19 protein-coding genes are annotated in these 26,000 nt (G+C 70.0%); 15 read left to right on the forward strand and 4 right to left on the reverse strand.

Annotated elements, in window-relative coordinates; genetic code table 11:
* Window positions 1-81 precede the first annotated feature (81 nt).
* Window positions 82-1,401, forward strand: coding sequence for a wax ester/triacylglycerol synthase family O-acyltransferase (locus ACWDR4_RS08245; RefSeq protein WP_450405724.1), 1,320 nt, complete (start codon window positions 82-84; stop codon window positions 1,399-1,401).
* A gap of 124 nt (window positions 1,402-1,525) precedes the next feature.
* Complete coding sequence (locus ACWDR4_RS08250; RefSeq protein WP_450405442.1) at window positions 1,526-3,037, forward strand: SDR family NAD(P)-dependent oxidoreductase; 1,512 nt, start codon at window positions 1,526-1,528, stop codon at window positions 3,035-3,037.
* 82 nt (window positions 3,038-3,119) lie between these two features.
* On the opposite strand, the gene ACWDR4_RS08255 is transcribed toward ACWDR4_RS08250, so the two are convergent.
* The gene (locus ACWDR4_RS08255) at window positions 3,120-3,926 is read right to left on the reverse strand and encodes an SDR family oxidoreductase (RefSeq protein WP_450405446.1); all 807 of its coding nucleotides are present in this window, start codon (window positions 3,924-3,926) and stop codon (window positions 3,120-3,122) included.
* Between the two features lie 439 nt (window positions 3,927-4,365).
* On the opposite strand from ACWDR4_RS08255, the gene ACWDR4_RS08260 reads away from it, so the two are divergent.
* On the forward strand, window positions 4,366-4,539 hold the full coding sequence (locus ACWDR4_RS08260) for a hypothetical protein (protein ID WP_198539264.1): 174 nt from the start codon (window positions 4,366-4,368) through the stop codon (window positions 4,537-4,539).
* A 92-nt stretch (window positions 4,540-4,631) separates the two neighbouring features.
* On the forward strand, window positions 4,632-5,123 hold the full coding sequence (locus ACWDR4_RS08265; protein WP_450405727.1) for an N-acetyltransferase family protein: 492 nt from the start codon (window positions 4,632-4,634) through the stop codon (window positions 5,121-5,123).
* Window positions 5,124-5,145: 22 nt separating this feature from the next.
* Here ACWDR4_RS08265 and ACWDR4_RS08270 read toward each other — a convergent pair whose 3' ends face one another.
* Complete coding sequence (locus ACWDR4_RS08270; protein WP_450405449.1) at window positions 5,146-6,489, reverse strand: amidase; 1,344 nt, start codon at window positions 6,487-6,489, stop codon at window positions 5,146-5,148.
* Window positions 6,490-6,842: 353 nt separating this feature from the next.
* Between ACWDR4_RS08270 and ACWDR4_RS08275 the strand changes: the two genes are divergently transcribed.
* Both ACWDR4_RS08275 and ACWDR4_RS08280 read left to right on the forward strand, forming a co-directional pair.
* Window positions 6,843-8,690, forward strand: a complete 1,848-nt coding sequence (locus ACWDR4_RS08275) for a family 20 glycosylhydrolase (protein ID WP_450405451.1) — start codon at window positions 6,843-6,845, stop codon at window positions 8,688-8,690.
* 40 nt (window positions 8,691-8,730) lie between these two features.
* Window positions 8,731-10,299 carry an alpha-L-fucosidase gene (locus ACWDR4_RS08280; protein ID WP_450405453.1) on the forward strand — a complete coding sequence of 523 codons (1,569 nt, stop codon included), beginning with the start codon at window positions 8,731-8,733 and terminating at the stop codon, window positions 10,297-10,299.
* Window positions 10,300-10,381: 82 nt separating this feature from the next.
* On the opposite strand, the gene ACWDR4_RS08285 is transcribed toward ACWDR4_RS08280, so the two are convergent.
* Window positions 10,382-11,434, reverse strand: a complete 1,053-nt coding sequence (locus ACWDR4_RS08285; protein ID WP_450405456.1) for a LacI family DNA-binding transcriptional regulator — start codon at window positions 11,432-11,434, stop codon at window positions 10,382-10,384.
* A gap of 225 nt (window positions 11,435-11,659) precedes the next feature.
* Between ACWDR4_RS08285 and ACWDR4_RS08290 the strand changes: the two genes are divergently transcribed.
* The 6 genes from ACWDR4_RS08290 (at window position 11,660) to ACWDR4_RS08315 (ending at window position 21,220) form a co-directional block, all read left to right on the forward strand.
* Window positions 11,660-12,952: an ABC transporter substrate-binding protein gene (locus tag ACWDR4_RS08290; protein WP_450405459.1), complete on the forward strand. Its 1,293-nt coding sequence runs from the start codon at window positions 11,660-11,662 to the stop codon at window positions 12,950-12,952.
* A 7-nt stretch (window positions 12,953-12,959) separates the two neighbouring features.
* Window positions 12,960-13,883: a carbohydrate ABC transporter permease gene (locus ACWDR4_RS08295; protein WP_450405462.1), complete on the forward strand. Its 924-nt coding sequence runs from the start codon at window positions 12,960-12,962 to the stop codon at window positions 13,881-13,883.
* The gene (locus ACWDR4_RS08300; protein ID WP_450405465.1) at window positions 13,880-14,797 is read left to right on the forward strand and encodes a carbohydrate ABC transporter permease; all 918 of its coding nucleotides are present in this window, start codon (window positions 13,880-13,882) and stop codon (window positions 14,795-14,797) included. Before ACWDR4_RS08295 ends, ACWDR4_RS08300 begins: the two co-directional genes overlap by 4 nt.
* 27 nt (window positions 14,798-14,824) lie before the next feature.
* On the forward strand, window positions 14,825-16,081 hold the full coding sequence (locus ACWDR4_RS08305) for a glycoside hydrolase 5 family protein (RefSeq protein WP_450405468.1): 1,257 nt from the start codon (window positions 14,825-14,827) through the stop codon (window positions 16,079-16,081).
* On the forward strand, window positions 16,078-18,117 hold the full coding sequence (locus tag ACWDR4_RS08310; RefSeq protein ID WP_450405471.1) for an endo-beta-N-acetylglucosaminidase: 2,040 nt from the start codon (window positions 16,078-16,080) through the stop codon (window positions 18,115-18,117). Before ACWDR4_RS08305 ends, ACWDR4_RS08310 begins: the two co-directional genes overlap by 4 nt.
* An 82-nt stretch (window positions 18,118-18,199) precedes the next feature.
* Window positions 18,200-21,220 carry an alpha-mannosidase gene (locus ACWDR4_RS08315; protein WP_450405473.1) on the forward strand — a complete coding sequence of 1,007 codons (3,021 nt, stop codon included), beginning with the start codon at window positions 18,200-18,202 and terminating at the stop codon, window positions 21,218-21,220.
* A 133-nt stretch (window positions 21,221-21,353) separates the two neighbouring features.
* Here the strand turns inward: ACWDR4_RS08315 and ACWDR4_RS08320 are convergent, their stop codons facing one another.
* Window positions 21,354-22,076 (reverse strand): FadR/GntR family transcriptional regulator, encoded by a 723-nt coding sequence (locus ACWDR4_RS08320; protein ID WP_450405476.1) that lies wholly within the window; start codon window positions 22,074-22,076, stop codon window positions 21,354-21,356.
* Window positions 22,077-22,241: 165 nt separating this feature from the next.
* Between ACWDR4_RS08320 and ACWDR4_RS08325 the strand changes: the two genes are divergently transcribed.
* The 3 genes from ACWDR4_RS08325 to ACWDR4_RS08335 are packed head-to-tail and all read left to right on the forward strand — an operon-like array spanning window position 22,242 to window position 25,877.
* On the forward strand, window positions 22,242-23,336 hold the full coding sequence (locus ACWDR4_RS08325; RefSeq protein WP_450405478.1) for a sugar ABC transporter substrate-binding protein: 1,095 nt from the start codon (window positions 22,242-22,244) through the stop codon (window positions 23,334-23,336).
* Window positions 23,333-24,859, forward strand: a complete 1,527-nt coding sequence (locus tag ACWDR4_RS08330; RefSeq protein ID WP_450405481.1) for a sugar ABC transporter ATP-binding protein — start codon at window positions 23,333-23,335, stop codon at window positions 24,857-24,859. The genes ACWDR4_RS08325 and ACWDR4_RS08330 overlap by 4 nt, the downstream gene beginning before the upstream one ends.
* Window positions 24,852-25,877, forward strand: coding sequence for an ABC transporter permease (locus ACWDR4_RS08335; RefSeq protein WP_389350541.1), 1,026 nt, complete (start codon window positions 24,852-24,854; stop codon window positions 25,875-25,877). Before ACWDR4_RS08330 ends, ACWDR4_RS08335 begins: the two co-directional genes overlap by 8 nt.
* Window positions 25,878-26,000 lie beyond the last annotated feature (123 nt).

A 26,000-nucleotide genomic window follows, 5' to 3' on the forward strand; every position in this document is an offset into this window, starting at 1 on the left:
ACCCTTCGTCGACGCGAGAGTGATCCTTTGACCTTCGAGACCTCGGACCTGCTCGCCCCCCTCGACCTGGCCTTCTGGAACATGGATTCCGACCTGCACCCCATGCACCTGGGCGCCCTCGGTGTGTTCTCGTCCCACTCGCCCACCGCCGGAGCCCACGCGGCCGATCTGCTCGCCGCCCGTGCCGCCGCCGTACCCGGACTGCGCATGCGCATCCGGGACGTCTGGCCGCCCCTGCTCCCGCTGGCCTTCGGGGGCGCCACCCGCGAGGCGGTGCCGGACTTCGACCCGCTCGACCACGTCCGGCTGCACGCCCCGACCTCCGACTTCCACGCCGAGGCCGGACGGCTCATGGAACGCTCCTTGGAGCGCGGCCGGCCGCCCTGGGAGGCCCATGTCCTGCCCGGCGAGGACGGCACCTCCTTCGCCGTGCTCTTCAAGTTCCACCACGCCCTCGCCGACGGTCTGCGCGCGCTCACCCTCGCCGCCGGTGTCATGGACCCCCTCGATCTGCCGGGGCCCCGCCCGCGTCCCGCACAGCCGGCCGCCGGCCTCTTCCCGGACGTGCGCAAGCTGCCCGGGCTGGTGCGCGGTGCCTTCTCCGACGTGGGGCGCGCCCTGGACATCGGCGCCTCCGTCGCCCGGTCCGGCCTGGACACGCTGGGGACGCGCTCCTCCGCCGCGCTCGTCGCCGAACCGAGCGGCACCCGCCGTACCGCCGGAGTCCTCCTCGACCTCGACGACATCCACCGGGTGCGCAAGACGGCCGGCGGCACCGTCAACGACGTACTCATCGCCGTCGTCGCGGGAGCCCTGCGGCGCTGGCTCGACGAGCGCGGCGACGGCAGCGAGGGGGTCGCCCCGCGCGCGCTCATCCCCGTCTCCAAGCGGCGTCCGCGCACCGCGCATCCGCAGGGCAACCGGCTCTCCGGGTACCTGATGCGGCTGCCCGTCGACGACCCGGACCCGCTGCGGCGCCTCGACCTCGTACGCAGCGCCATGGACCGGAACAAGGACGCGGGGCCCGGACGGGGCGCGGGAGCGGTCGCGCTGCTCGCCGACCATGTGCCGGCCCTCGGGCACCGGCTCGGCGGACCGCTGGTGAAGCAGGCCGCCCGGCTCTGGTTCGACATCCTCGTCACCAGCGTGCCGCTGCCCAGTCTCGGGCTCAGGCTCGGTGGCAACCCGCTCACCGAGGTCTACCCCTTCGCCCCGCTCGCCCAGGGGCAGTCGCTGGCGGTCGCCACCTCGACGTATCGGGGACACGTCCACTTCGGGCTCGTCGCGGACGCCGACGCCGTGCCGGACCTTGACCGGTTCGCCGCTGCGGTCTCTGAGGAGGTGGAGGCGCTGGTCGCCGTCTGCGCCCCTGAGCAGTCCTCTGAGCAGTCCTCCGAATAGCCCGCTGAGCAGGGGCATGATCGTCGCGGGTTTGGTGACTGGGCCCGGGCTTCCGTAAAATCGCCTGTTCGAGAGCGGGCGCGGTCGGAGCGCCACGAAGGCGACCCCAGGGAACGGCAGCGCGATGACGGTGACAGAGGACGGCCCGACGGCCGTGGACGGCGTGGACGACATGGACGACGTCTCCTACGGTCCCGGCATCGACCCCGAGCGCATGGCCGTCTGCCTGAGCGTGCTCGAAGAGCTGGACAAGCTGGACGTCGACCACCCCGACGCCATCGCCGTGCGCCGCGCCACCGCCGGCGTCTACCGCACGGTCAAGCAGCGCCGCCGGCAGGAGCGCCGGGCCTCCAAAACCGCCCACGACAAGGCGGTCACCGAGTCCACGGCGACCGGCTCCGCCCAGCGCATCGACGACGAGACCGAGGGCATCCTGCCGTCGTCGGTGACCGAGGCCGGGCAGATCGCGGGGATACTCCAGCGCCCGCGCTCCTGCTACACCTGCAAGACCCGCTACGTCGAGGTCGACTACTTCTACCACCAGCTCTGCCAGGACTGCGCCGCCCTCAACCGCTCCCGCCGCGACGCCCGCACCGACCTCACCGGCAAGCGCGCGCTGCTCACCGGCGGCCGGGCCAAGATCGGTATGTACATCGCGCTGCGGCTGCTGCGCGACGGCGCGCACACCACGATCACCACGCGGTTCCCGAAGGACGCCATCCGCCGCTTCAAGGCCATGGACGACTCGGCGGACTGGATCCACCGCCTGGAGGTCGTCGGCACCGACCTGCGCGACCCGGCCCAGGTCGTGGCCCTGGCCGACCAGGTCGCCGAGCACGGTCCGCTCGACATCCTGATCAACAACGCGACCCAGACGGTACGCCGGCTGCCCTCCGCGTACGCCGCCCTGATCGAGGGCGAGAGCGCGCCGCTGCCCGCCGGGGAGCTGCCCGCCCACCGGGTGATCGGCGCCTTCGGCTCCGGCGCGGTCGACGGACTGGCCGCGCTGCCCGTCGGCATCAGCGGCCTCGACGCCCAGCAGGTCGCCGACCTCGCCCTCGTCGCGGGCAACGCCAGCGTCGCCCGGCATCTCGACGGCACCGCAATCGACGCGGGCGGGCTCGTCCCCGACGTCGTCGACACCAACACCTGGGTGCAGACCATCGAGCAGATCTCCCCGGTGGAGCTGTTGGAGACCCAGCTGTGCAACTACACGGCGCCGTTCATCCTGATCAGCAAGTTGCGGCCGGCGATGGCGGAGGCTGCGCGGGGTGCGGTGAGCAAGCGGGCGTATGTCGTCAACGTGTCGGCCATGGAGGGGGTGTTCGGGCGTGGGTACAAGGGGGCGGGGCATCCGAACACGAATGCGGCGAAGGCCGCGATGAACATGGTGACGCGGACCAGTGCGCAGGAGATGTTCCAGGCCGACGGTATTTTGATGACCTCGGTGGACACGGGGTGGATCACTGACGAGCGGCCTCACTACGACAAGCTGCGCTTGGCGGATGAGGGGTTCCATGCGCCGCTTGATCTTGTGGATGGGGCGGCTCGTGTATACGACCCGGTCGTGCGGGGAGAGTTGGGCGAGGATCTGTACGGGGTGTTCTTGAAGGACTACGCGCCCGGTAAGTGGTAGGCGGGGTGGTGGTGCGTCTGCGGGGCGGTGGGGGCTGGTCGCGCCCACGCGGCGGAGCCGCAAATGTCACAGTCCCGCGCCCCTAGGGGGTGGCAGTCCCGCGCGCTCGTAAGTGCTCGTGGATCGCGTATCCCGACGCCGGCCGCGCCGTCCTGACCCGCGTACCCCCGTCCACCAACAGGTCCGTCCCCGTCACCCATTCCGCTGCGTCCGACGCCAGCCACAGGACCGCTTGGGCGATGTCCTCGGGTTCGCCGATCCGGCCGAGAGGGAGCCCGGCGGCGATTGCGTCCCCGCCTTGCTCCCATACGAAACGGGCCATTTCCGTGCGGACGAGGCCGGGGGAGACCGAGTTGACCCGGACCCTTGGGGCCAGTTCGCCCGCCAGTTGCTGGGTCAAGTGCAGCAGGGCCGCTTTGGTGGTGCCGTATGCGCCGATGTTGGGGCCGACGTGTGTGGCGCCCTCCGTGCAGATGTTGATGACCGTGCCGCCGTGTTCGCGCATCCATGCTCGCCATACGCACTGCGTCAGGCGCAGGGGAGCCTCGACGTTGGCGGTGAAGGCCTCGCGCCACTTGTCCGGGTCGGCGTCCATGAGTGGGCCGTAGGGCTGGTTGGTGGCCGCGTTGTTCACGACGATGTCGATGCGGCCGAATGTGTCGAGTGTGAACTCGGTCAACAGGGACAGGTGTGCGGGATCGGCGACACTGCCCGCCAGGCCGATCCCGCCGAGCGTCTTGGCGGCCCGCGCAACCCCGTCCGGATCGCGGGCCGTTACGCACACCTGCGCCCCCGCCCGCACCAGCGCGCCCGCTACGGCCAGCCCGATCCCGCGCGTGCCCCCGGTGACCAGAGCGACCCGCCCGTCCAGTCCGTACGGCGACGTCATCCGCGTACCGTCTCATGACGAGTCGTCAGTCAACAGGCCCTGGACGTACGGGGGTTCAAGGGGTTCAGTCGACCGCGCCCAGCTCCAGCAGGGTGCGCCAGCTCCTCCAGGACGGCGTACGTGGGTGCGTTGGTTGAGCCGTACGGGTGATGCTCAAACCGTGCTCCAGGCAACAAATAACCCCAGATTATGGCTGAATGAACACTGAGCGACGTGAGATCTTTACCCCTTGTTTTCACCCCATCGAGCGGGCATGCGCTCATTTGGTTAATACTGGAGCGGACGGGCAGCACGACTGGGTTCCACCCACACCCACGGTCCGTTACCGGCGCCACCGCGTCCTGACTGCTCTTGACCCAGACCCGAGTGGATGTGGAGCGACCGGCATCAGACTGGTCCCGATTGTCCTGAGGGTGACCCGACACATAAGGAGTGCGCGGTGACACCGGAGAAGACGAATCTCGAACAAGGCCCTGAGGAACGCACGAAGGCTCCCGGCGACCGGAGCGACCGGCTCGGCAGCCTCGACGTGTGGGCCAGGTCGGCCCCGATCCGCCTGGCGGGCTACGAGGACGACCTCGCCGAGCCGCACATCCTGCCCAGCGTCGACTGACGCCCCGGGAGGACCGAGGAACCGAAGGACCGAAGGGTCGTAGGACCCGTCGAGATTGTCGTCGGCATGGGCGTGCCACACTCACGTCCATGCTGATCATCAGGGAAGCCGCGGCAGGTGACTGGCCGCGGATCTGGCCGTTCTGGCACCGCATCGTCGCCGCCGCAGAGACCTACACCTGGAACCCGGACACCTCCGAGGAAGCGGCCCGCGCTCTGTGGATGAGCCCGGCCAAGCGCGTGTACGTCGCCGAGGACGGTGCGGGGGCTGTTGTCGGCTCCGCCTTCCTCACCCCCAACTACGGTGGCCCCGCGGCCCGTATCGCCAACGCCGGTTTCATGGTCGACCCCGACTGCGGCGGCCGTGGCATCGGCCGCGCCCTCGCCGAACACGTCCTGAGCGAGGCCGAGGTCCAGGGGTATCGGGGCATGGTCTTCAACGCCGTCGTCGAGACCAACCCGGCGGTCAAGCTGTGGACTTCGCTCGGCTTCACGATCCTGGGCACGGTCCCGGACGCGTTCGACCATCCCCGGGACGGCCGGGTGGGCCTGCACATCATGTACAAGGCCCTCGGCGCCGACTGACCGCCACCCGGCTCGGTGCGTTCTAGGCGAGCGGAGCCGTCCGCTGCCACGGGTGCAGCTCCTCCAACTGCTGGGCCACGTCGAGGAGTACGGCCTCCGAGCCCGGGCGGCCCACCAGCTGGACGGCGCAGGGCGCGCCCGAGGGCAGGGTGCCGAACGGGACGGCCATCGCCGGCCAGCCCGTCAGGTTCCACGGGGGCGTCATCGGCGAGTAGTTGGTGTTCGCGAGGATGTTGCGCAGCCAGCCCCGCTCGTGCCAGGCGGCTGCTGCGGGGGAGCGCCGGGCGAGTGCCGGGGTGAGCAGGACGTCGTGCTCGGCGAAGAACGGCTCCAGACGGCGGCGCAGTTGCTCCTTGTGCTGTCCCCGCTCGACGTAGCCGACGAACCGGCGCCCGATGGCCGCGTGGACCCGGGTACGCCGGGTCAGTCCGCTCTTGTCGAAGCCCTCCGCGTCCCGTGCCGTGCCCGCCGTCCAGTGCGTGAACGAGGTGACGCCGATCGACAGCGGGTACGGCGGGTCGGCGGGCCGCACCTGGTGACCGGCACCGTCGAGCAGGGCGGCGGCCTCGCGCGCGGCGGACACGTACGGCCTGCTGATGGTGACGCCGGTGATGGGGCTGCGGACCGAGAGGGCGACCTTGCGGCCGGTGTGCGCGTCCGACCGTACGAACCCGGTGTCCGCGAGGATCGACAGCATCAGACGGGCGTCCTCGACCGTCGTCGCCAGTGGGCCGTTCTCCGACATGCCGAACCAGTCGCCGTTGCCGATGCCCGCCGGGACGACCCCGAGGCCCGGCTTGATGGTGACGACACCGCAGTTGGCGGCCGGGATGCGCAGCGAGCCCATGCCGTCGTTGCCGAGCGCGATCGGCACCATCCCGGCACCGACGGCCGCGGCGCTGCCGCCCGACGAACCGCCCGCCGTGCGGGTGGTGTCCCAGGGGTTGCGGGCCGTGCCGAGAGGGCCCTCCGTGGTGCCCCAGATGCACAGTTCGGGCACATTGGTGACCCCGACGACGATCGCGCCCGCCGCGCGGAGCCGGGCCACGGTGACATGGTCGTGGTCGGCGGGGGTGTCCGGCGTCGCGGTGGAACCGTGCCGGGTCGACTCGCCGCGCACACCCAGGTTGTCCTTTACCGCCAGGGGTACGCCCGCCAGCGGGAGGTCGGCCAGATCGGCGCGGGCGGCCACCTCGTCCGCCTCGGCCAGCGCCTCCTGGGCCCGCAGCCGGCGGAACGCTCCGACGCGGGCGTCCAGGAGTTCGATGCGCGCCAGATGTTCGGCCACGACTTCACGGGGCGTGACGCGCTTCTCGCGCACGGCGGCGGCGATCTCGGTGGCGGTACGGCCGGCCCAGCTGGTCACGGGGGCTCCTCGGGGTGTCTGTAACACATGGTGCTACGCGTGAGGCGATGAGGCTACTCGTGAGTACAAGTGGCGTCGAGAGTCGTCGGGGCCGGGGGTGTAGGGCCTGGGGGCCTGGGGTGTCGGACCAGGGGATCCCGGGGTGTCGGGCCTGGAGATCCTGGGGTGTCCAAGGCGTCGAGCTTGGACATTCGGGCCGGGGCTCTTGGACTTTCTGCCCGTCGGGGCACCCTGTTCCGGCCAAAGAGCCGCTGGTCATCCGATCACTGGCCGAACTTCCCTGACTCCGGACCCCATTGACAGCACCTGAGGCGCGCTCAATCATCACACCTCCGATGAATGGGAGCTTCCAGATGAGTAGGTATCCAAGACGTCGGCTTCTGGGTGTGCTGGCGGCCTTCCTGCTGCTCGCCGCCCCGGTTCCGGCCGTCGCGCAGACGGTGGCGGCGAGCACCCCGGTCACCGTGCCCGCGCTGACCAACTGGACCCCGGAACAGGGGAGTTATCGGTACGACGGCTCTGCCCGGCTGGTCGCCGACTCCGTGCCCGAGCGCAGGGTCGCGGACACCCTCGCCGACGATCTGCGCGACGCGGGGCATGGCGATGTACCCGTGGTGAGCAGTGGCGCGCGTACCGGTGACATCGTTATCGATGTCCAGCCGGGCAGGGCCGCGTTGGGCGCCGAGGGGTACGAACTCCGGGCGGGCGCACGGCTGTCGGTGACCGGGGCGACCGAGCGCGGCGCCTTCTACGGCACCCGTACCCTCCTCCAACTCCTCGCCCAGGGCGACCGGATCCCCGCGGGACGTACGGTCGACGTGCCCCGGTACGCGGAGCGGGGCGTCGGCGTCTGCGCCTGCTACATCCACATCTCGACCGAGTGGCTGGAGAACCTCGTACGCGACATGGCGTACCACAAGCTCAACCAGCTGCTCCTGGAACTCAAGGTGAAGAGCGACGCCCACCCCGAGGCCAACACCTGGGGCTACTACACCAAGGACGAGATCCGGCGGCTCGTCGCCCTCGGCGACAAGTACCACGTCGAGATCATTCCGGAGATCAACTCCCCGGGCCACATGGACCCCTGGATCGAGAACCGGCCGGATCTCCAGCTCACCGACTCCGACGGGAACAAGCAGCCCAGCAGGCTCGACATCACCCAGCCGGCCGCCTTCGACTACTACACGAGCCTGATCGACGAGTACGCGCAGGTCTTCACCGGCGGCTCCTGGCACATGGGCGCCGACGAGTACATGCTCGGCTCCGACTTCGCCAAGTACCCGCAGGTCCTGCGGTACGCGCAGGAGAAGTACGGGGCGAACGCCACACCCCAGGACGCCTTCATCGACTTCGTCAACCGCGTCCAGGCCTATGTGGCCGCCAAGGGCAAGAAGCTGCGCATCTGGAACGACGGGCTGACCGGCGCCAACACCGTGCCGGTGACTGCGGGCACCACGGTCGAGCACTGGATCAACGTGGCGGTGAAGCCGAGCCAACTCCTCGCCCAGGGCTACCCGTTGATGAACGCGGCCTACGCCCTGTACCTCGTCCGGGGCGGCTTCCACACCGACACCAAGGGCCTGTACGACCAGAGTTGGGACCCGCGCAGCTTCGAGGGCGAGAAGGTCGCCTCCAGCCAGGGGATCACCGGCGCGAAGATCAGCCTCTGGCCCGACAACGGGCGCGGCGAGACCGAGAACGAGGTCGCCGTCGACACCGACCCCGCGCTGCGCCACGTCGCGCAAGCCACCTGGGGCGATCCCCATCCCGACGCCACGTACGCCCAGTTCACCGCGCGGGGGACGGCTGTTGGGCATGCGCCCGGCTGGCGGGACCTGACCCGGGTGCCGGTCGCTGACGGGACGTACACCCTGCGGGCAGGCGCTGTCTCCCTTGCCGCCGAGGTGCAGCGGACGCCCGACGGGTACGTCACCCTGCGGACCGGGAGCGGCTGTCTGGAGGTGCGCGGCGGGAAGCTCACGCTCAACACCCCGCTCCAGCCCGGCGTCGAGATCACCGCGCAGACCTGCGATGCCGGAAACACCGTGCAGCGCTGGGAGTTGGAGCAGGTCGCCGGGGGCTTCACGCTCGTCAACGCGATCACGCGGATGCCGGTGCACGTGACCGACGACGGTCGGCTCGTGCAGTACCCGCCGGACCAACAGCAGCCCGCTGTCTGGCACTTGACCACCGTCCACTGACCGTCACCCACTGACCACTGACCCGAGGAGCCCGTTCCCCATGACAGTCTCCAGACGTCTCTTCGTCACGGCAGCCGCCGCGTTCGTCGCCTCCAGAGGCACCTCGCTCGCCCTGGCAGCCACGGCTCCGGCGGGAGCCTCGGCTGCGGCTTCGGTCGCGGAGGAACCGAACTTCCGCATCCCTGTCAGTTCCACCGACTCCGCCGACGTCCTCGTCCGCAAGGCCTCCCAAGTCCGGCCCACCGCACGGCAGATCGCCTGGCAGCGGCTGGAACGGACCGCGTTCCTGCACTTCGGCGTCAACACCTTCACCGGCCTCGAATGGGGCACCGGCGACGAGGACCCGAACGTCTTCCAGCCGACCGGCCTCGACACCGACCAGTGGGCGCGGGCTCTGCGCGACGGCGGCTTCAAACTCGCCATCCTCACCGTCAAGCACCACGACGGCTTCGTCCTCTACCCCTCGCGCTACACCAACCACTCGGTGGCGTCGAGCAGTTGGCGCGACGGACAGGGCGATGTGCTGCGCTCGTTCGCCGACTCCATGCGTCGGTACGGGCTGAAGGTCGGCGTGTACATCTCCCCGGCCGACGAGAACCAGTACCTCCACGGCGTCTACGCCAACGGCAGCGCCCGCGTCGAGCACACCATCCCGACCCCGGTCGAGAACGACGACCGTCCCGACGGCCCGACGTTCACCCTTCCTGCCACCGACTACGGCGCCCATATGCTCGACCAGCTCTACGAGGTCCTCACCGAGTACGGCCCCGTCGACGAGGTCTGGTTCGACGGCGCCCAGGGGCACATCCCGCCGGACAAGGTCGAGAAGTACGACTGGGACAGCTGGTACACCCTCGTCCGCACCCTCGCCCCGGACGCCACGATCGCCGTCTCCGGTCCCGATGTCCGCTGGGTCGGCAACGAGGGCGGGCTGGCGCGCGAGAACGAGTGGAGCGTCGTACCGGTCACCGAGAAGGACTACGGCAAGACCGACTTCGCGCTCTCGTACGACGCGGCGGACATGGGCGGCCGGGACGCGCTCGTCGCTGCTCGTACGGTCGCCGACTACGTCCAGTGGTGGCCGGCCGAGTGCGATGTGTCCATCCGGGACGGCTGGTTCTACCACGCCGACCAACAGCCCAAGACGGTCGACCAGTTGACCGAGATCTACTTCGGCTCGGTCGGCCGCAACGCCGTACTCCTCCTCAACGTCCCACCGGACACCGACGGCCTCCTCGCCGCCTCCGACGTCACCCGGCTGCGCGAGTTCCGGGAGCGCATCGACCGGGAACTGCCGGCCGACCTGACGATCGGGGCCTCGGTCACCCGGACCCCGGGCGTCGTCACCGTCGATCTCGGCAGGGAGCTGGCGGCGGACCGGATTCGCCTCGCGGAGGACATCCAGCACGGCCAGCAGGTCGAGGCCTTCGTCGTCGAGGCGTTCGTCCGAGGTGGCTGGACCCGGGTGGCGGGGGCCGGGACGGTCGGGGCGAGCCGAATTCTCCTGCTGGCGGCGCCTGTTCGGGCGCGGCGGTGGCGGGTCCGGGTCACACAGGCGCGGGCGGAGGTGCGGATCGCTGAGTTCGGGCTGTATCAATCCCGGGTCTGAGGACTCATGTCTACGGGGTGCGGGGCGGACGCCGTACGAGGGTACGGGGGTACACGGGGGTACGGCGTCCGCCCCGCGCGGTTCAGAGGGCCCCCGCGCCGCAGGGGCCCGTACTGTCCCGCTCGATCAGCCGCGGCACCGGTACGCGTACGGTCCGCGCCGGGCCGCCGTCCAGCAGCGTCGTCAGCTCCTGGGCCGCCGTACGGCCGAACTCCACCGTGTCCCGCGACAGCGCCGACAGCCACGGCTTGACCATCCGGCACAGCGCCGAGTCCTCCCAGGACACCACCGACACGTCCGCCGGCACCGAGAAACCGAGTTCTGTCGCGGCGGCGACTCCGGCGATCGCCATCACGTCGTTGTCGTAGACCAGGGCGGTCGGGGGAGCGGCGCTCTCCAGGACCCGCCGGGTGACGGCGGCGCCCTGCGCGTCCGAGTAGTCCGTGGTCACCGAGCGGACCTCCGTCAGGCCGCGCCGCTCGGCCTCGGCGCGCAGCGTACGGATCCGGCGCTCGGTGTGCGCGAGGCCGGGGAGCCCGGCGATGTGCGCGATCCGCCGGTGGCCCAGCGCGTACAGCCGGTCCACGACCGAGGCCATCGCGCCCGCGTCGTCCGCCCACACCGTCGACCAGCCGGGGTGCCGCTCGTCCGGGGCGCCGCCGATCACCACGGCGGGCAGGCCCAGTTCGTCGAGGAGGCCGGGGCGCGGGTCGTCCGTGCGCGGGTCGACCACCAGCACGCCGTCGACCCGGTGCTCGGCCCACCAGCGGCGGTAGACCGCGCACTCGTCGTCGACGTCCTCCAACACCTGGAAGAGCAGGCCGAGATGACGCTCCGCCAGCACCTCCTGGATGCCCGAGATGAGCTGGAGGAAGAAGGAGTCGACGCCCAGGGTGTCGGCGGGCCGCGCCACCACCAGCCCCACCGTGGCCGCACCCTCACCGGACAGTGCGCGCGCAGCGGTGCTGGGCCGCCAGCCCAACTGCTCGGCAACCCGCCGCACTCGGTCCCGGGTGACCTCGGAGACTCCCGGGCGGCCGTTGAGCGCGAACGAGACCGCGCTCTCGGAGACCCCGGCGCGCTGCGCGATGTCCTTCATCGTCGGCCTGCGCGCGGGCGACCGCTTGGCCGGCATCCTTGCTCCCCAATTCCCGGTGGCTGCGCACTAATGCGCTTGAGTCGGACCAGCCTAAAGCGCATTAGTGATCGGCTGCAATACGGCCAACACAACTGTCTGACCTGGAGTGTTGCCCAACTAATGAATTTAGCTGAGCAGAATCCATTGACTTGCCCGGCGCCGGGCGTGCAGGGTCTGCCCCGGCACCATTGGCCACCGCCGCCGCAAAGGAGCCCGTCCGCCGTGCGCATCCCCCGCAGAGTCCTCGCCACCGCTGCCGCCCTCGCCGTCGTCCTGCCGCTGAGCGCCTGCGGCTCCGGGAACGGCGACAGCGGCTCCACCGACGCCTCCGGCAAGATCGAGGGCGACATCACCTTCCAGACCTGGAACCTCCGCGCCAACTTCAAGTCGTACTTCGAGGGCGTCGTCGCCGACTTCGAGAAGAAGTACCCGGGCACCGACGTGAAGTGGATCGACCAGCCCGCCGAGGGCTACGCCGACAAGATCAGCGCGGACGCGGCGGGCGGCACCCTGCCCGACGTCGTCAACGTCTCCCCGGACCTCGTCGCCCCGCTCGCCAAGGCCGGCCTCGCGCTCGACCTCGACAAGGCCGCCGCCCAGTACAAGAGCGAGTATCTGCCGGGGGCCTGGGCGAGCCACGAGATCCCGGGCATGACCGGGACGTACGCCTTCCCCTGGTATCTGAACACCGGCCCGCTCTTCTACAACAAGTCCCTGTTCAAGGAGGCGGGCCTCGATCCCGAGCAGCCGCCGAAGACGTACGACGAACTCTTCGCGGACGCCCTGGAGTTGGCGGACAAGAGCGACGGCAAAGTCGCCACGCTCGCCAACGTGCCCACCATCGAGGACTTCGGCCGCTACGGCGTCCCCCTCATGAACGACGCGGGCACCGCCTTCGCCTTCAACGACGCCAAGGGAGTCGAACTCCTCACCAAGTACAAGGAGTTGTACGACGCCAAGGCGCTCGACCCGCAGGCCCTGACCGCGACCCCCGAGTCCTCCGGCAAGAAGTTCCTGACCGGCGCCGTCGCCATGAACCCGGGCAGCGCCCTCGACCTCGGCAACTTCAAGAAGCAGGCCCCGAACCTGTACAAGAACATCGGCATCACCGACCAGATCACCAGCACCGGCAAGGTCAACATGTACGTCATGGGCGTGATGGTGAACGCGCAGAGCAAGCGCAAGCCCGCCGCCGTCGCCTTCGCGCACTACGTCACCGACGCCGAGCGCCAGATGTCGTTCGCCAAGAAGGTCGCCATCTTCCCCAGCACGGCCGGCTCGCTCGACGACCCGTACTTCACCACGGAAGACGGTACCGACGAGACAAGGGTCCGGATCGCCGCCGCCAAGTCCCTGAAGAACGCGGTCAATTACACGCCCGTGCTGTTCAGCGAGCAGATGAAGACCGAGCTGCGCAACTCCGTGGCGCGGGCGCTCCAGGGGAAGCAGAGCCCCGAGGAAGCCCTCGACAACGCTGTCAAGGCCTGTGACCGGCTTCTCCAGCAGCAGGGCTGACGCCGGTATGGCCAGTCCCGCAGTCGAACGTGCGCAGCGGCCGGGGCGGTTGGTGTCCGTGCGGCGCCAACTGCCCACCAGCCCCTGGCTGTTCGCCGCCCCTGGGCTGCTGATCATCGGCGCCTTCATCCTCTACCCGTTCGTCTCCACCCTGATCAACTCCTTCACCGACCGCCGGACCCTGATCCCCGGCGAGTTCGTGGGCCTCGCCAACTTCCGTGAGCTGCTGCACGACGACATGTTCTGGATCGGCCTGCGCAACAGCACGCTGTACGTCGTCGGGGTCGTCCCCGCGCTCGTCCTGCTGCCCCTGCTGCTCGCGCTGCTGGTCCAGAAGAACATCCCCGGCATCACCTTCTTCCGGTCCGCCTTCTACACCCCGGTCGTCGCGTCGATCGTCGTAGTCGGGCTCATCTGGGTGTGGCTGCTCGACGAACGTGGCCTGGTGAACTCGCTGTTGGAGGCGATCGGCGTCGGCCGGGTCGGCTTCCTCAGTGACCAGTGGCTGCTTCTGCTGAGTGCGATGGCCGTCACGGTCTGGAAGGGCCTCGGCTACTACATGATCATTTACCTGGCGGCGCTCGCCAACGTCCCGCGCGAACTGCACGAGGCCGCGGCCGTCGACGGCGCGGGCGCGGTACGCCGCTTCCTCACGGTCACCGTGCCCGCCGTCCGCTCCACGATGGTCCTGGTCGGCGCGCTGTCCTCGGTCGCCGCGTTCAAGGTGTTCTCCGAGGTGTACCTGATGGCCGGCCCGGACGGCGGCCCGGCGGGCGAGGACACCACCCTCGTCATGCTGGTCCAGCGTACCGGCACCGGCCTGACCGGCCGCGTCGGCTACGCCTCCGCCCTCTCCGTCGTCGTCTTCGCCGTCACCGTCGCGCTTATGCTCCTCGTCCTGCGCGCCGACCGCAGGGAGGACGCCCCATGAGCGTGCTGGAGAAAGGGCCTTCGGCGGTACGTCCGGCCGAGCGCCCGGCGCCCGCCCGGCAACGGCGGATCGTGGACGAGCACGGCCGACGCGTCCGCGCCTGGGAACTCGCCCTGCGCTACGCCCTGTTGCTCGGCGTCCTCGCCCTGACCGTCGGCCCGTTCCTGTGGCAGCTGTCGACGTCCCTCAAGGGCCCGACCGAGGACATCTTCAGCTCCCCGCCCAAGTTCCTACCGGGCGACCCGACCCTCCACAACTACGAACGCGTCGCCGACACCATCCCCGTCTGGGACTACGCCCTCAACTCCCTGAAGGTCGCGGGCGCCAACGTCGTGACCAACTGCGTCGGTTCGGCACTCGCGGGCTACGCCCTGGCCCGCCTTCGCTACCGGGGCCGACGCGTCGCCACCCTCGCCTTCATCCTCGCGATGCTCGTGCCCGTGGAGGGCATCATCATCGCCCAGTTCACGACCATGCGGGAACTCGGCCTGAACAACACGCTCATCGGGGTCGTCCTGCCCGGCTGCATCGGCGCCATGAACGTCCTGCTGATGCGCAACGCCTTCCTCAACCTCCCCTACGAGATCGAGGAGGCGGCCTTCGTCGACGGCGCCAACTCCTGGCAGCGGTTCCTGCGAATCGCGCTGCCGTCGGTCAAGGGCACGCTCGCCGTCGTCGCGATCTTCGCCTTCATGGGGGCCTGGGACGACTTCCTGTGGCCGCTCATCGTGCTCAGCGACCCGTCCAAGTTCACCCTGACCATCGGCCTCAACTATCTGCACGGCACCTTCGCCAACGACGAACGGCTCGTCGCCGCGGGCACGGTCATCGCGGTGGCACCACTGATCGCCCTCTTCGCCTGTCTCCAGCGGTACTTCTTCCGCGGGGTCGGCGAGGGCGCCGTCAAGGGCTGACACCCCCATCGAGTGCAAGGACATCGCATGCCTTCCGCCGTGCGCTTCGGCGTCAACTACACCCCGAGCGAAGGGTGGTTCCACCACTGGCTGGACTTCGACCTCGACTCCGTACGCGCCGACCTCGACTCCATCGCGGAACTCGGACTCGACCACATCCGGGTCTTCCCGCTCTGGCCCTACTTCCAGCCCAACCGCACACTGATCCGCCCCCGGGCCGTCGAGCAGCTCGTCCAACTCGCGGACGCCGCCGCCGAGTTCGATCTCGACGTCAACGTGGACGGACTGCAGGGCCACTTGAGCAGCTTCGACTTCCTGCCGGCCTGGACCCGGACCTGGCACCGGCGGAACCTCTTCACCGACCCGGAGGTCGTCGAGGGGCAGGCGGCCTACCTGCGCACGCTCGCCGCCGCCCTCGCCGACCGGTCCAACTTCATCGGCATGACCCTCGGCAACGAGATCAACCAGTTCTCGGCAGACCCTCATCCGGACCCGGACCGGGCGACCTCCGACCAGATCGACGCCTGGCTGGAGCGGATGCTCGCCGCCTGTGAGGAGGGTGCCCCGGGCCGGCTGCATCTGCACGCCGAGTACGACGCGACCTGGTACCAGGACGACCAGCCGTTCACCCCGGCCCAGGCCGCCCGGCGCGGCGCGGTCACCGCCGTGCACTCCTGGGTCTTCAACGGCACCGCCCAGCGGCACGGCCGCACCTCCGTCCCGACGGAGCACCACGCCGCGTATCTCGTCGAGTTGAGCAAGGCGTGGGCCGGCGATCCGGGCCGACCGGTCTGGCTCCAGGAGGTCGGGGCGCCCGCGCCGCTGGTCCCCGCTGAGCATGCCGCCGCCTTCACCACGGCGACCGTCGCGAACGCCCTCGACTGCCCCGACCTGTGGGGCATCACCTGGTGGTGCTCCCACGACGTCTCCCGCGACCTCGCCGACTTCCCCGAACTCGAGTACGGTCTCGGTCTGTTGACCAACGACAGGCAACCCAAGGACGCCGCACGGGCGTTGGCGCGCGCGGCCCGCGAGCACACGTACGCCCCGAAGCCCCGGACCACCGCGCTCGTCGTACCGGCGGACCCCGCCACCCGCTCCGCCTGCGCACCCGGCGGGCCGGTCTTCGACGCGTTCTTCCGGCTCACCGCCGACGCGGCCCGCCCGACCACCATCCTCGACACGCGCGCGGACGACCAGGCCCACCTCGCTGCGCGCGGCATCACCGAAGTCGTCACTCCCGACCAGGTACTCCCCACCCCACAAGGAGACACCCGCTCGTGAACCCGACCAGACGCACCGTCCTGCTCGCCGCCACAACAGCCGCCCTGCTTCCGGCACTTGCGGCCACGGCGGCCACGAAGGCAGCCGCGGCAGCGCCGCCCTACGCCTCCTACTGGTACCCCGACTCCCTGCCCTCGGGCACCCCGGGCGCGGGCATCACCTGGCGCAGTCTGAAGGCCTGGAGTGCGGCCGACGACGCCGACCTAGCCTTCAACGCGGCGTCCGTGCCGCTCGCCGCCCGCTTCACCCCGACCCCGGCCAACGCGACGGCCCGGTCCGGCCAGGCCCGCGTTCAGTCGCTCGTCTCCTTCGGCCCGACCGCCTCGAACCCCTCCCAGGGCTCGGCCACCGCCGACTACTACGCGCTCACCCACTGGGCGTACATCGACGAACTCGTCTTCTGGGGCGGCTCGTCCGGCGAGGGACTGATCCTCGCGCCCAACGCGCCGATCGTCGACGCCGCCCACCGGCACGGCGTACCCGTCCTCGGGAACATCTTCCTGCCGCCCGTGGCCTACGGCGGGCAGTTGCAGTGGACGCGCGATCTGGTGCAGAGGGACGCCGCGGGCCGCTATCCGCTGGCAGCCCAACTCGTCGCCGTCGCGGCGGCGTACGGCTTCGACGGCTGGTTCGTCAACGCCGAGACCAGTGGCGGCAACACCGCACTCGGCACCGAGATGCTGGGTTTCGTACGGGAGTTGAAGGCGCTGTCCGTGGCGGCCGGGCAGCGGGTGACCTGGTACGACTCGATGACGGTGAACGGCACGGTGAGCTGGCAGGGCGCGCTCAACAGCCAGAACCAGGCGTTCTTCCAGGCAGCAGACTCCATGTTCGTCGACTTCCGATGGACGGCGGCGAGACTGACGTCGTCCGGCCAGACGGCCGACCAACTCGCGCGCAGCCGGTACGAGTTGTGGGCGGGCGTGGACGTGGAGGCGAACGGCTGGAACTCCTCCGTGAACTGGGACGCCATCGTGCCGACCAACAAGGCGCACGTCGTCTCGCTGGGGTTCTACCGGCCCGAGTGGACCCGCAACCACCTGCCCGCCGGCCGCACCCCTGGCGACTTCCACGCGGCCGACGACCGGTTCTGGACCGGGCGGTCACTGGACCCGGCCGCGCCCGACGGGACGGACAGCTGGCGGGCACCGGCGGTGTCGGTCGCGGACCGGTCGACGGTGACGGCGGTTCCGTTCGCGAGTGTGTTCAACACCGGGCACGGGGTGCGGTGGTTCGAGGAGGGTGCGGTCACCTCGGACGCGGCCTGGAACCACCTCGGGCTCCAGGACCGGCTGCCATCACGACGGTGGGTGGTACGGACGGAGGGGGTGCGGCCCGCTGTCTCGTTCGACTTCGCCGACGCGTGGCGTGGTGGCAGCAGTGTCCTGGTCGCCGGCTCACTGGACGAGCCAGTCACCCTCGATGTGTACGCGACCCGGCTGCCGATCGGTGTGAACACGGTTGTCGAGCTGACGCATCGCACGGACGCTGGGGGTGTGAACGTCGAGCTGGCCGTTGCCACCGCCGAGCCGAGCGGACCCGGTGCGACACCGCCGTACACGTATATCCCTGTGAACTCGGTCAACAGCGGCATGCCTGTGAATTCGGTCAACGGCTGGCAGACCGTGACCGTGCAGCTCACAGGCCTCACCGGCAACGGGACCCTTCACGCGCTCGGCGTCCGGCTCACCCCGACCAGTGTTGACCCGGTGCAGTGGCGGCTCGGTGGCATCGCCGTTCACAACGGCGTCGAGACGCCCGCCGCCCCGGCCGACGCGCTGATCACCGGCGCCACCGGAGGCGACCTGCGCTTCGCCTGGAGCCCCGCCCCAGGCCCGGTCCCCGTACGCCACCACACCCTCCACCGCGTCCTCCCCGACGGAACCCGGCGCTTCCTCGGCGCCACCGGACAGCGGGCGTTCTTCGTCGCCGGCCTGGCACCCGAACAGGGCGAGCAGATCGCACGGTTCGAAGTGCGCGCCGTAGGAGAGCTGTACACCGCGTCGGCCCCCGTGACTCTCACGCACACCTGGTAACTCCCACCTGGTAACTCCCACCCGGTAACCCCCACCTGGTAACGCCCATCTGGCAACCCCAGCCGATTACGGAGCACCCCGCATGCATGACGACCGCAACCTGGTCGAAGGCCGTCTGAAGCGTGTCCTCGACGAACGCATCCGCCCCGCCGTGTACCCCGAGTCCATGCCGCTGGACGTGGCCGTGTGGCACGCCCCCGGAGAGCCGGTGCCCGTCGCCGAGGGGCTGGCCGGTGCGCCCGAGCCGATCGAGGTGGGCGCCCGGTGGGGCGCGCCCTGGGGCACCAGCTGGTTCCGGGTCACCGGAACCGTCCCGCAGGCGTGGGCCGGGCGGACCGTAGAGGCCCTGCTCGACCTCGGGTTCGACGAGAACATGCCCGGCTTCCAGTGCGAAGGCCTGGTGTACCGGCCCGACGGCACTCCCGTGAAGGGGCTGAACCCGCGCAACCAGTGGGTGCGGATCGGGGCGCCGGTCGAGGGCGGCGAGGAGGTGCGGCTGCACATCGAGGCCGCGTCCAACCCGGTCATCCTCGACTACCACCCCTTCCTGCCCACGCAGTTGGGCGACAAGGAGACCGCAGGCAGCGAACCGCAGTACACCCTCACCCGCATGGACCTGGCCGTGTTCGACGAGACGGTCTGGCAACTGGTGATCGACCTGGAAGTGCTCGGCGAGCTGATGGCCGAGCTGCCCGTGGAGTCGGCGCGCCGCTGGGAGATCCTGCGGGCGGTGGAGAAGGCGCTGGACGCCATCGACCTCCAGGACGTGGGCGGTACGGCGGCCCAGGCGCGGGCCCGCCTGGAGACCGTGCTGTCCGAGCCCGCCGTCCCCTCCGCCCACCGCATCAGCGCCGTCGGCCACGCCCACATCGACTCGGCGTGGCTGTGGCCGCTGCGCGAGACCGTACGCAAGGTGGCCCGTACGACGGCCAACATGACCGCGTTGATCGAGGACGAGCCCGAGTTCGTCTTCGCCATGTCGCAGGCCCAGCAGTGGGCTTGGGTGAAGGAGTACCGGCCCGAGGTGTGGGCCCGGGTGAAGAAGGCTGTCGCCGACGGGCGGTTCGTGCCGGCCGGGGGCATGTGGGTGGAGTCGGACACCAACATGCCCGGCTCGGAGGCGATGGCCCGTCAGTTCGTGCACGGAAAGCGGTTCTTCCTCGACGAGTTCGGCATCGAGAACGACGAGGCGTGGCTGCCCGACACCTTCGGCTTCGCCGCCGGACTCCCGCAGATCATCAAGGCGGCCGGCTCCAAGTGGCTGCTGACACAGAAGATCTCCTGGTCGCAGACCAACAAGTTCCCGCACCACACCTTCCAGTGGGAGGGCATCGACGGCACCCGGATCTTCACGCACTTCCCGCCGGTGGACACCTACAACTGCTCGATGAAGGGCAGCGAAATAGCCCACGCGGCCCGCAACTTCAAGGACAAGGGCGTCGCCCGGCACTCCCTCGCACCGACCGGCTGGGGCGACGGGGGCGGCGGCACCACCCGCGAGATGGTCGCGAAGGCGGCCAGGCTGCGCAACCTCGAAGGCTCGGCGATCGTGGAGTGGGAAACCCCCGGCGAGTTCTTCGCGAAGGCCGAGACCGAATTCCCCAACGCGCCTGTCTGGGTCGGCGAGTTGTACCTCGAACTGCACCGCGCCACCCTCACCAGCCAGGCGAAGACCAAGCAGGGCAACCGCCGTAGCGAACACCTCCTCCGCGAGGCCGAACTGTGGGCGGCGACCGCGGCCGTCCGCACCGGACTCCCTTATCCGTACGAGGAGTTGGACCGTATCTGGAAGACGGTCCTGCTCCACCAGTTCCACGACATCCTGCCGGGCTCGTCGATCGCCTGGGTGCACCGCGAGGCACGCGCCACCTACGACCGCCTCGCCGCCGAGCTGAACGACATCATCGACGCGGCCCAGCACGCCCTGACGGGGGAGGGGACCACGGAGTTCGTCTTCAACTCCGCGCCCCACAGCAGGGAAGGGGTCCCGGCGGGCGGTGCCCGCACCCCGGAACCCGTCGGCGAAACGGCACTCGCGCCCCGCCTCACCGGCGGCTTCACCCTCGACAACGGGCTGCTCCGGGTCGAGATCGATGCGACGGGGCTCGTGGTGTCGGCGTACGACATCGATGCCGACCGCGAGACCGTCGCCCCCGGCCACGCCGCCAACCTCCTCCAGCTCCACCCCGACTTCCCGAACATGTGGGACGCCTGGGACGTCGACGAGTTCTACCGCAACACGGTCACCGCCCTGACCGGCGTCGACGAGATCACCGCAGGTGAGGACGGCGAGTCGGTGCGGATCGTACGGTCCTTCGGCGGGTCGCGCGTCACCCAGGTGCTGTCGCTCGCGCCGGGGGAGCGGCGGCTGGAGATCGCCACCGAGGTCGACTGGCACGAGACCGAGAAGTTCCTGAAGCTCGCCTTCCCGCTCGACGTGCACGCCGAACGGTACGCGTCCGAGACCCAGTTCGGGCACTTCCACCGCCCCACGCACACCAACACCTCATGGGAGGCGGCCAAGTTCGAGGCCTGCAACCACCGCTTCGTCCACGTGGCGGAGCCGGGCTGGGGTGTCGCGATCGTCAACGACTCGACGTACGGCCACGACGTCACTCGAAGCGTCCGTGACACCGACTCCGGTACGACCACCACCGTGCGCGTCTCCCTCCTCCGAGCCCCGCGCTTCCCCGACCCCGAGACCGACCAGGGCGTCCACCGCTTCCGGCACGCACTGGTACCGGGCGCGGGGATCGGCGACGCGGTGCGCGAGGGCTGGCGGATCAACCTGCCGGAGCGGCGGGTGACCGGTGCCCGGGACGTGGCCCCGCTGGTGAGCGTCGACCGGGACGCGGTCGTCGTCAGCGCCGTGAAGCTCGCCGACGACGGCAGCGGCGATGTCGTGGTCCGTTTCCACGAGGCCCACGGCGGACGCGCCCGCGCCACGCTCACCGTCGGCTTCGCGTGCGCGTCCGTCACGGTCACCGACCTGCTGGAACGCCCGCTCGCGGAGACGGCGCCACCTCAGCTCGACGGCGACCGGGTCGCCGTACGCCTGCGCCCGTTCGAGCTGGTGACGCTGAGGTTCGTACGGGCCCAGTAGCAGGTACTGCAGGGCCCGGCGGCGCCGGGGAAGTCGGGTGCGGAACCGCGCCCCATTAGGGGCGCGGGGAACTGCGCGACCAGCCACAGCGGACCCGCAGATTCCGCACCGCGCATTCAGCGGAGCGCTTGGCTCATGTCTCGAGCTGAGCCCGCAGCCACTCCTCCACCTCGCCCACATGCGCCGCAGCCGCCGCCCGCGCCGCCTCCGGATCGTGGGCGACGAGGGCGCGGTGGATCGCCGCGTGCTCGCGGCGCGTACGCGCGAACGCACCCTCCTCCTGGTACCCGCGCCAGACCCGGGCGCGGAACGTACGTGAGGAGAGCCCCTCAAGAATCGCCGCCATCGTGTCGTTGCCCGCCGCGGCGGCGATCTCGCGGTGGAAGGCGAGGTCGTGGGCGAGGATCTCCTCCGGATCGTCTGTGGCGTTCATCGCCGTGAGGTGTTTCTCCACCTCCGCGAGCTGGTCAGGGGTGATCCGCGCGGCGGCCAGCGCGGTCGCCGTCGACTCCAGGATGCGCCGGACCTCCAGCAGCTCGACCAGCCGCGGGCCCCGCGAGAGGTCCGCGACCACGCCGAAGGTCTCCAGCAGATCGCCGGCCTCCAGCTGGGTCACGTAGATGCCCGAGCCGTGCCGGGCCTCCAGTACGCCCATCACGGTGAGCGCCCGGATCGCCTCCCGCATCGAGCTGCGCGAGATGCCCAGCCGGACGGCGAGATCGCGCTCGGTGGGCAGCCGCTGGCCCGGTTCCAGCCGGCCCTCGCCGATCATCGCCTTGATCTGCTCGATGGCGCGCTGCGTCACGGTGCCCTTCTGTGGGGCGGCCTCTCCGTTCCTGGCCGGGATCTCGTCCACGCCGTGTCCTCCTGTCGCCGGGTGCGCCGCAGTCTAACCAGCAGGTTGGTCGGACCACTACGGCCCGAATCGAGGAAAATTTGGCCCTGCGGGGTGTTCCAACCCCGAAGTGGTCTGATAAATATGCGGGCATCTGCTCGATCACGCTCGATGAGGAGCTGCCAGATGCTCGACAGAACAGTGGGGAAGCGGGAGATGCGGCGGGAGAAGCGGGGCAGGGCGCGGGTCCTCGGTGCGGTGGCCCTGGCCGCCTGTACCGGCCTGGTGCTCAGCGCCTGCGGCAGCACCAAGGACACCGTCGCCACGGGCGGCAGTGACGGCGACGGGACGGGCAAGGTCGGCGTGATCCTGCCGCTGCTGACCTCGCCGTTCTGGCAGTCGTACAACGACTACGTGCCGAAGATGGCCAAGTCCGAGGGTGTCGACGCGCTGAAGACCGTCAACTCCAACAGCGACCCCTCGCAGCAGATCACCGACATCAACAACCAGCTCAACCAGGGAGTGAAGGGGCTCGTCGTCGCGCCCCTCGACAGCGCCGCCATCGAGGCCGGCCTCGACCAGGCCGAGCGCAAGGGCGTGCCCGTCGTCGCCGTCGACGTGGCGCCCGAGAAGGGCAAGGTCGCCATGGTCGTACGCGCCAACAACGTCGCGTACGGCGAGAAGGCCTGCCAGTACCTCGGCGAGCACATCACCTCGGGCAAGGTCGTGCAGATCATGGGCGATCTGGCGTCGGTCAACGGGCGGGACCGGTCGGAGGCGTTCCGGGCCTGTGTGAAGGAGAAGTTCCCGAAGCTGAAGGTGCTGGAGATACCGGCCAAGTGGGAGTCGGACACGGCCGCCTCCAAGCTGGACACGCTCCTCAACGCCAACCCGGACATCAAGGGCATCTACATGCAGGCCGGCGGCGTCTATCTCGCGCCCACCCTCCAGACCCTGAAGTCCAAGGGGATGCTGAAGAAGACCGGCCAGGCCGGGCACATCGCGATCGTCTCGAACGACGGCATCCCGCAGGAGTTCGACGCCATCCGCAAGGGCGAGATCGACGCGACCGTCTCCCAGCCCGCCGACCTCTACGCCAAGTACGGCATGTACTACATCAAGGCGGCGATGGCGGGGAAGACCTTCGAGCCGGGCCCGACCGACCACGACTCCACGATCGTCAAGCTGCCCAGCGGCATCCTGGAGGACCAGCTGCCCGCGCCCCTGGTCACCAAGGACAACGTCGACGACGCCGCGCTCTGGGGCAACACGGTCGGATGAGCAGCCAACCACGGGAGAACCCGGACACCCCTCTCGTGCCGCTCGTCGAGGCGCGCGGCATCACCAAGCGGTACGGCCCCACCACCGCACTCCAGGACGGTCAACTGACCGTCCTGGCAGGTGAGTCGCACGCCCTCGTCGGCCGCAACGGCGCCGGAAAGTCCACCCTGGTCACCATCCTCACCGGTCTCCAGGCACCCGACGAGGGCACGGTCCGCTTCGACGGCCAGCCCGCGCCCCCGCTCGCCGACCGCGACGCCTGGCGCCGCAAGGTGGCCTGCGTCTACCAAAAGCCCACCGTGGTCCCCGAGTTGACGGTTGCCGAGAACCTCTTCATCAACCGGCAGCCGACGGGTCGTGGGGGAGTCATCAGCTGGCGGCGGCTGCGCACCGAGGCCACCGAACTCCTCGACACCTGGGACGTGCACGTCGACCCGGAGGCCCGTACCGCCGACCTCAAGGTCGAGGACCGCCAAATGGTGGAGATCGCACGGGCGTTGAGCTTCGGCGCCCGCTTCATCGTCCTCGACGAACCCACCGCCCAGCTCGACAGCCGGGAGATCGACCGGCTCTTCACCCGGATGCGCGCACTCCAGGACTCCGGCGTCACCTTCCTGTTCATCTCGCACCACCTCCAGGAGGTGTACGAGGTGTGCCAGACGGTGACCGTCCTGCGGGACGCCCGCTGGATCACCACCGCACCCGTCGCAGACCTTCCGCGCACGGCCCTGGTGGAGGCCATGGCGGGGGAGACCATCGCCGAACAGGCCTTCACCCCCAAGGGAGTTGAGCCGGGCGCACCGGTGCTGCTGGCCGCCGAGGGGCTCACCTCACCGGCGTACGAGAACATCGACCTGACCGTGTGCCGCGGTGAGGTCGTCGGGCTCGCCGGGTCCAGCGGCAGCGGCAAGATCGAGCTGGCCGAGTCCTTCGCCGGGCTCCACACACCGACCGGCGGGAGCGCCCAACTCGACGGCGGACGGCTGCCGTTCGGGGATGTGCAGGCGGCGCTGACGGCGGGCGTCGCCTGCGTCCCGCGTGACCGGCACGAGCAGGGGCTGGTCTCCGGCATGACCGTCGGGGACAACGCCACCATGAGCGTCCTGCGGCGCCTCGGCCGGTACGGCTTCGTCTCCGGCGACCGCAAACGCGGCTTCGCCACCGCCCTCATCGAACGCCTCGACATCCACACCGAGGGCCCCGACCAGCCCGTCTCCGACCTGTCCGGCGGCAACGCGCAGAAGGTCGTCATGGCCCGCGCCCTCGCCTCCGACCCCAAACTGCTCGTCCTGATCAACCCCACCGCGGGCGTCGACGTGAAGTCCAAGGAGTCCCTCCTCGCCCGCATGGACAGCGCCCGCGAGGACGGCACGGCCGTCCTCGTCGTCTCCGACGAACTCGACGACCTGCGCCGCTGCGACCGCGTCCTCGTCCTCTTCCATGGCCGCGTCGTCGCCGAGCACCCGGCGGGCTGGCACGACCACGAGCTGATCGCCTCCATCGAAGGAGTGGACCATGGCTGACACGAAGGCCCCGCCGCTCGCCCCCCTCCGGGCCCCGGACCCGCGCTCGGCCAAGACCGTACTCCTCCGCCGGGCCCGCGAACTCGCCCTCGTACCTGCCCTGTTGCTGCTCATGGTGCTCGGTACGGTCGTCAACGACTCGTTCCTCACCGAACGCAACCTGATCTCGATCCTCGGTGCCTCCGCCGCCCTCGCGATGGTCGTGCTCGCCGAGTCGCTCGTCCTCATCACCGGCAAGTTCGACCTCTCCCTGGAGTCGGTCGTCGGCATCGCCCCGGCCGTCGGCGCGCTGCTGGTGCTGCCGGTCGCGCAGTCCGGGTGGGGGACCGAATTCCCCGCCGTACTCGCCCTGTTGGCGATCCTCGTTGCCGGCGGTGTCGTCGGCGCGTTCAACGGCATCCTCGTCGTCAAGTTCAAGCTCAACGCGTTCATCGTCACGCTCGCGATGCTGATCGTGCTGCGCGGGCTGCTGGTCGGCGCGACCAAGGGCAAGACGCTGTTCGGCATGCCCGACTCCTTCTACTCCCTCGCCACCACCACCTTCCTCAGCGTCCCGATGTCGGTGTGGGTGGCCGGGGCGTGCTTCGCCGTCGCCGGGCTTGTGCTTCGGTACCACCGTGTCGGGCGCGCGTTGTACGCGATCGGCGGCAACGCGGATGCGGCGCGCGCCGCGGGGATCCGGGTCGAGCGGGTGATGCTCGGGGTGTTTGTCGTCGCCGGTGTGCTCGCCTCCGTCGGCGGGATCATGCAGACGGGGTATGTCGGCGCGATCAGTGCCAACCAGGGCAACAACATGATCTTCACCGTGTTCGCTGCGGCTGTCATCGGGGGGATCAGCCTCGACGGTGGTAAGGGGACGATGTTCGGGGCGTTGACCGGGGTGTTGTTGCTGGGGGTTGTGCAGAACCTGTTGACCTTGGCCCAGGTGCCTTCGTTCTGGATTCAGGCGATCTATGGGGGAATCATCCTGGTTGCGCTGATGATCGCGCGTGTGACGACGGGGCGGGCGCAGGACTAGTGACTAAGAGCTCGGCTGGATCTGTGGTTTGTCGTCTGCGGCCCGTGGGGGCTTCTCGCGCAGTTCCCCGCGCCCCTTAAAAGCGCGTCACCTCATCCGGCATCGAGCCATCCCGTACCTCTG

It is taken from the genome of Streptomyces sp. NPDC000878 (genome assembly GCF_053599695.1).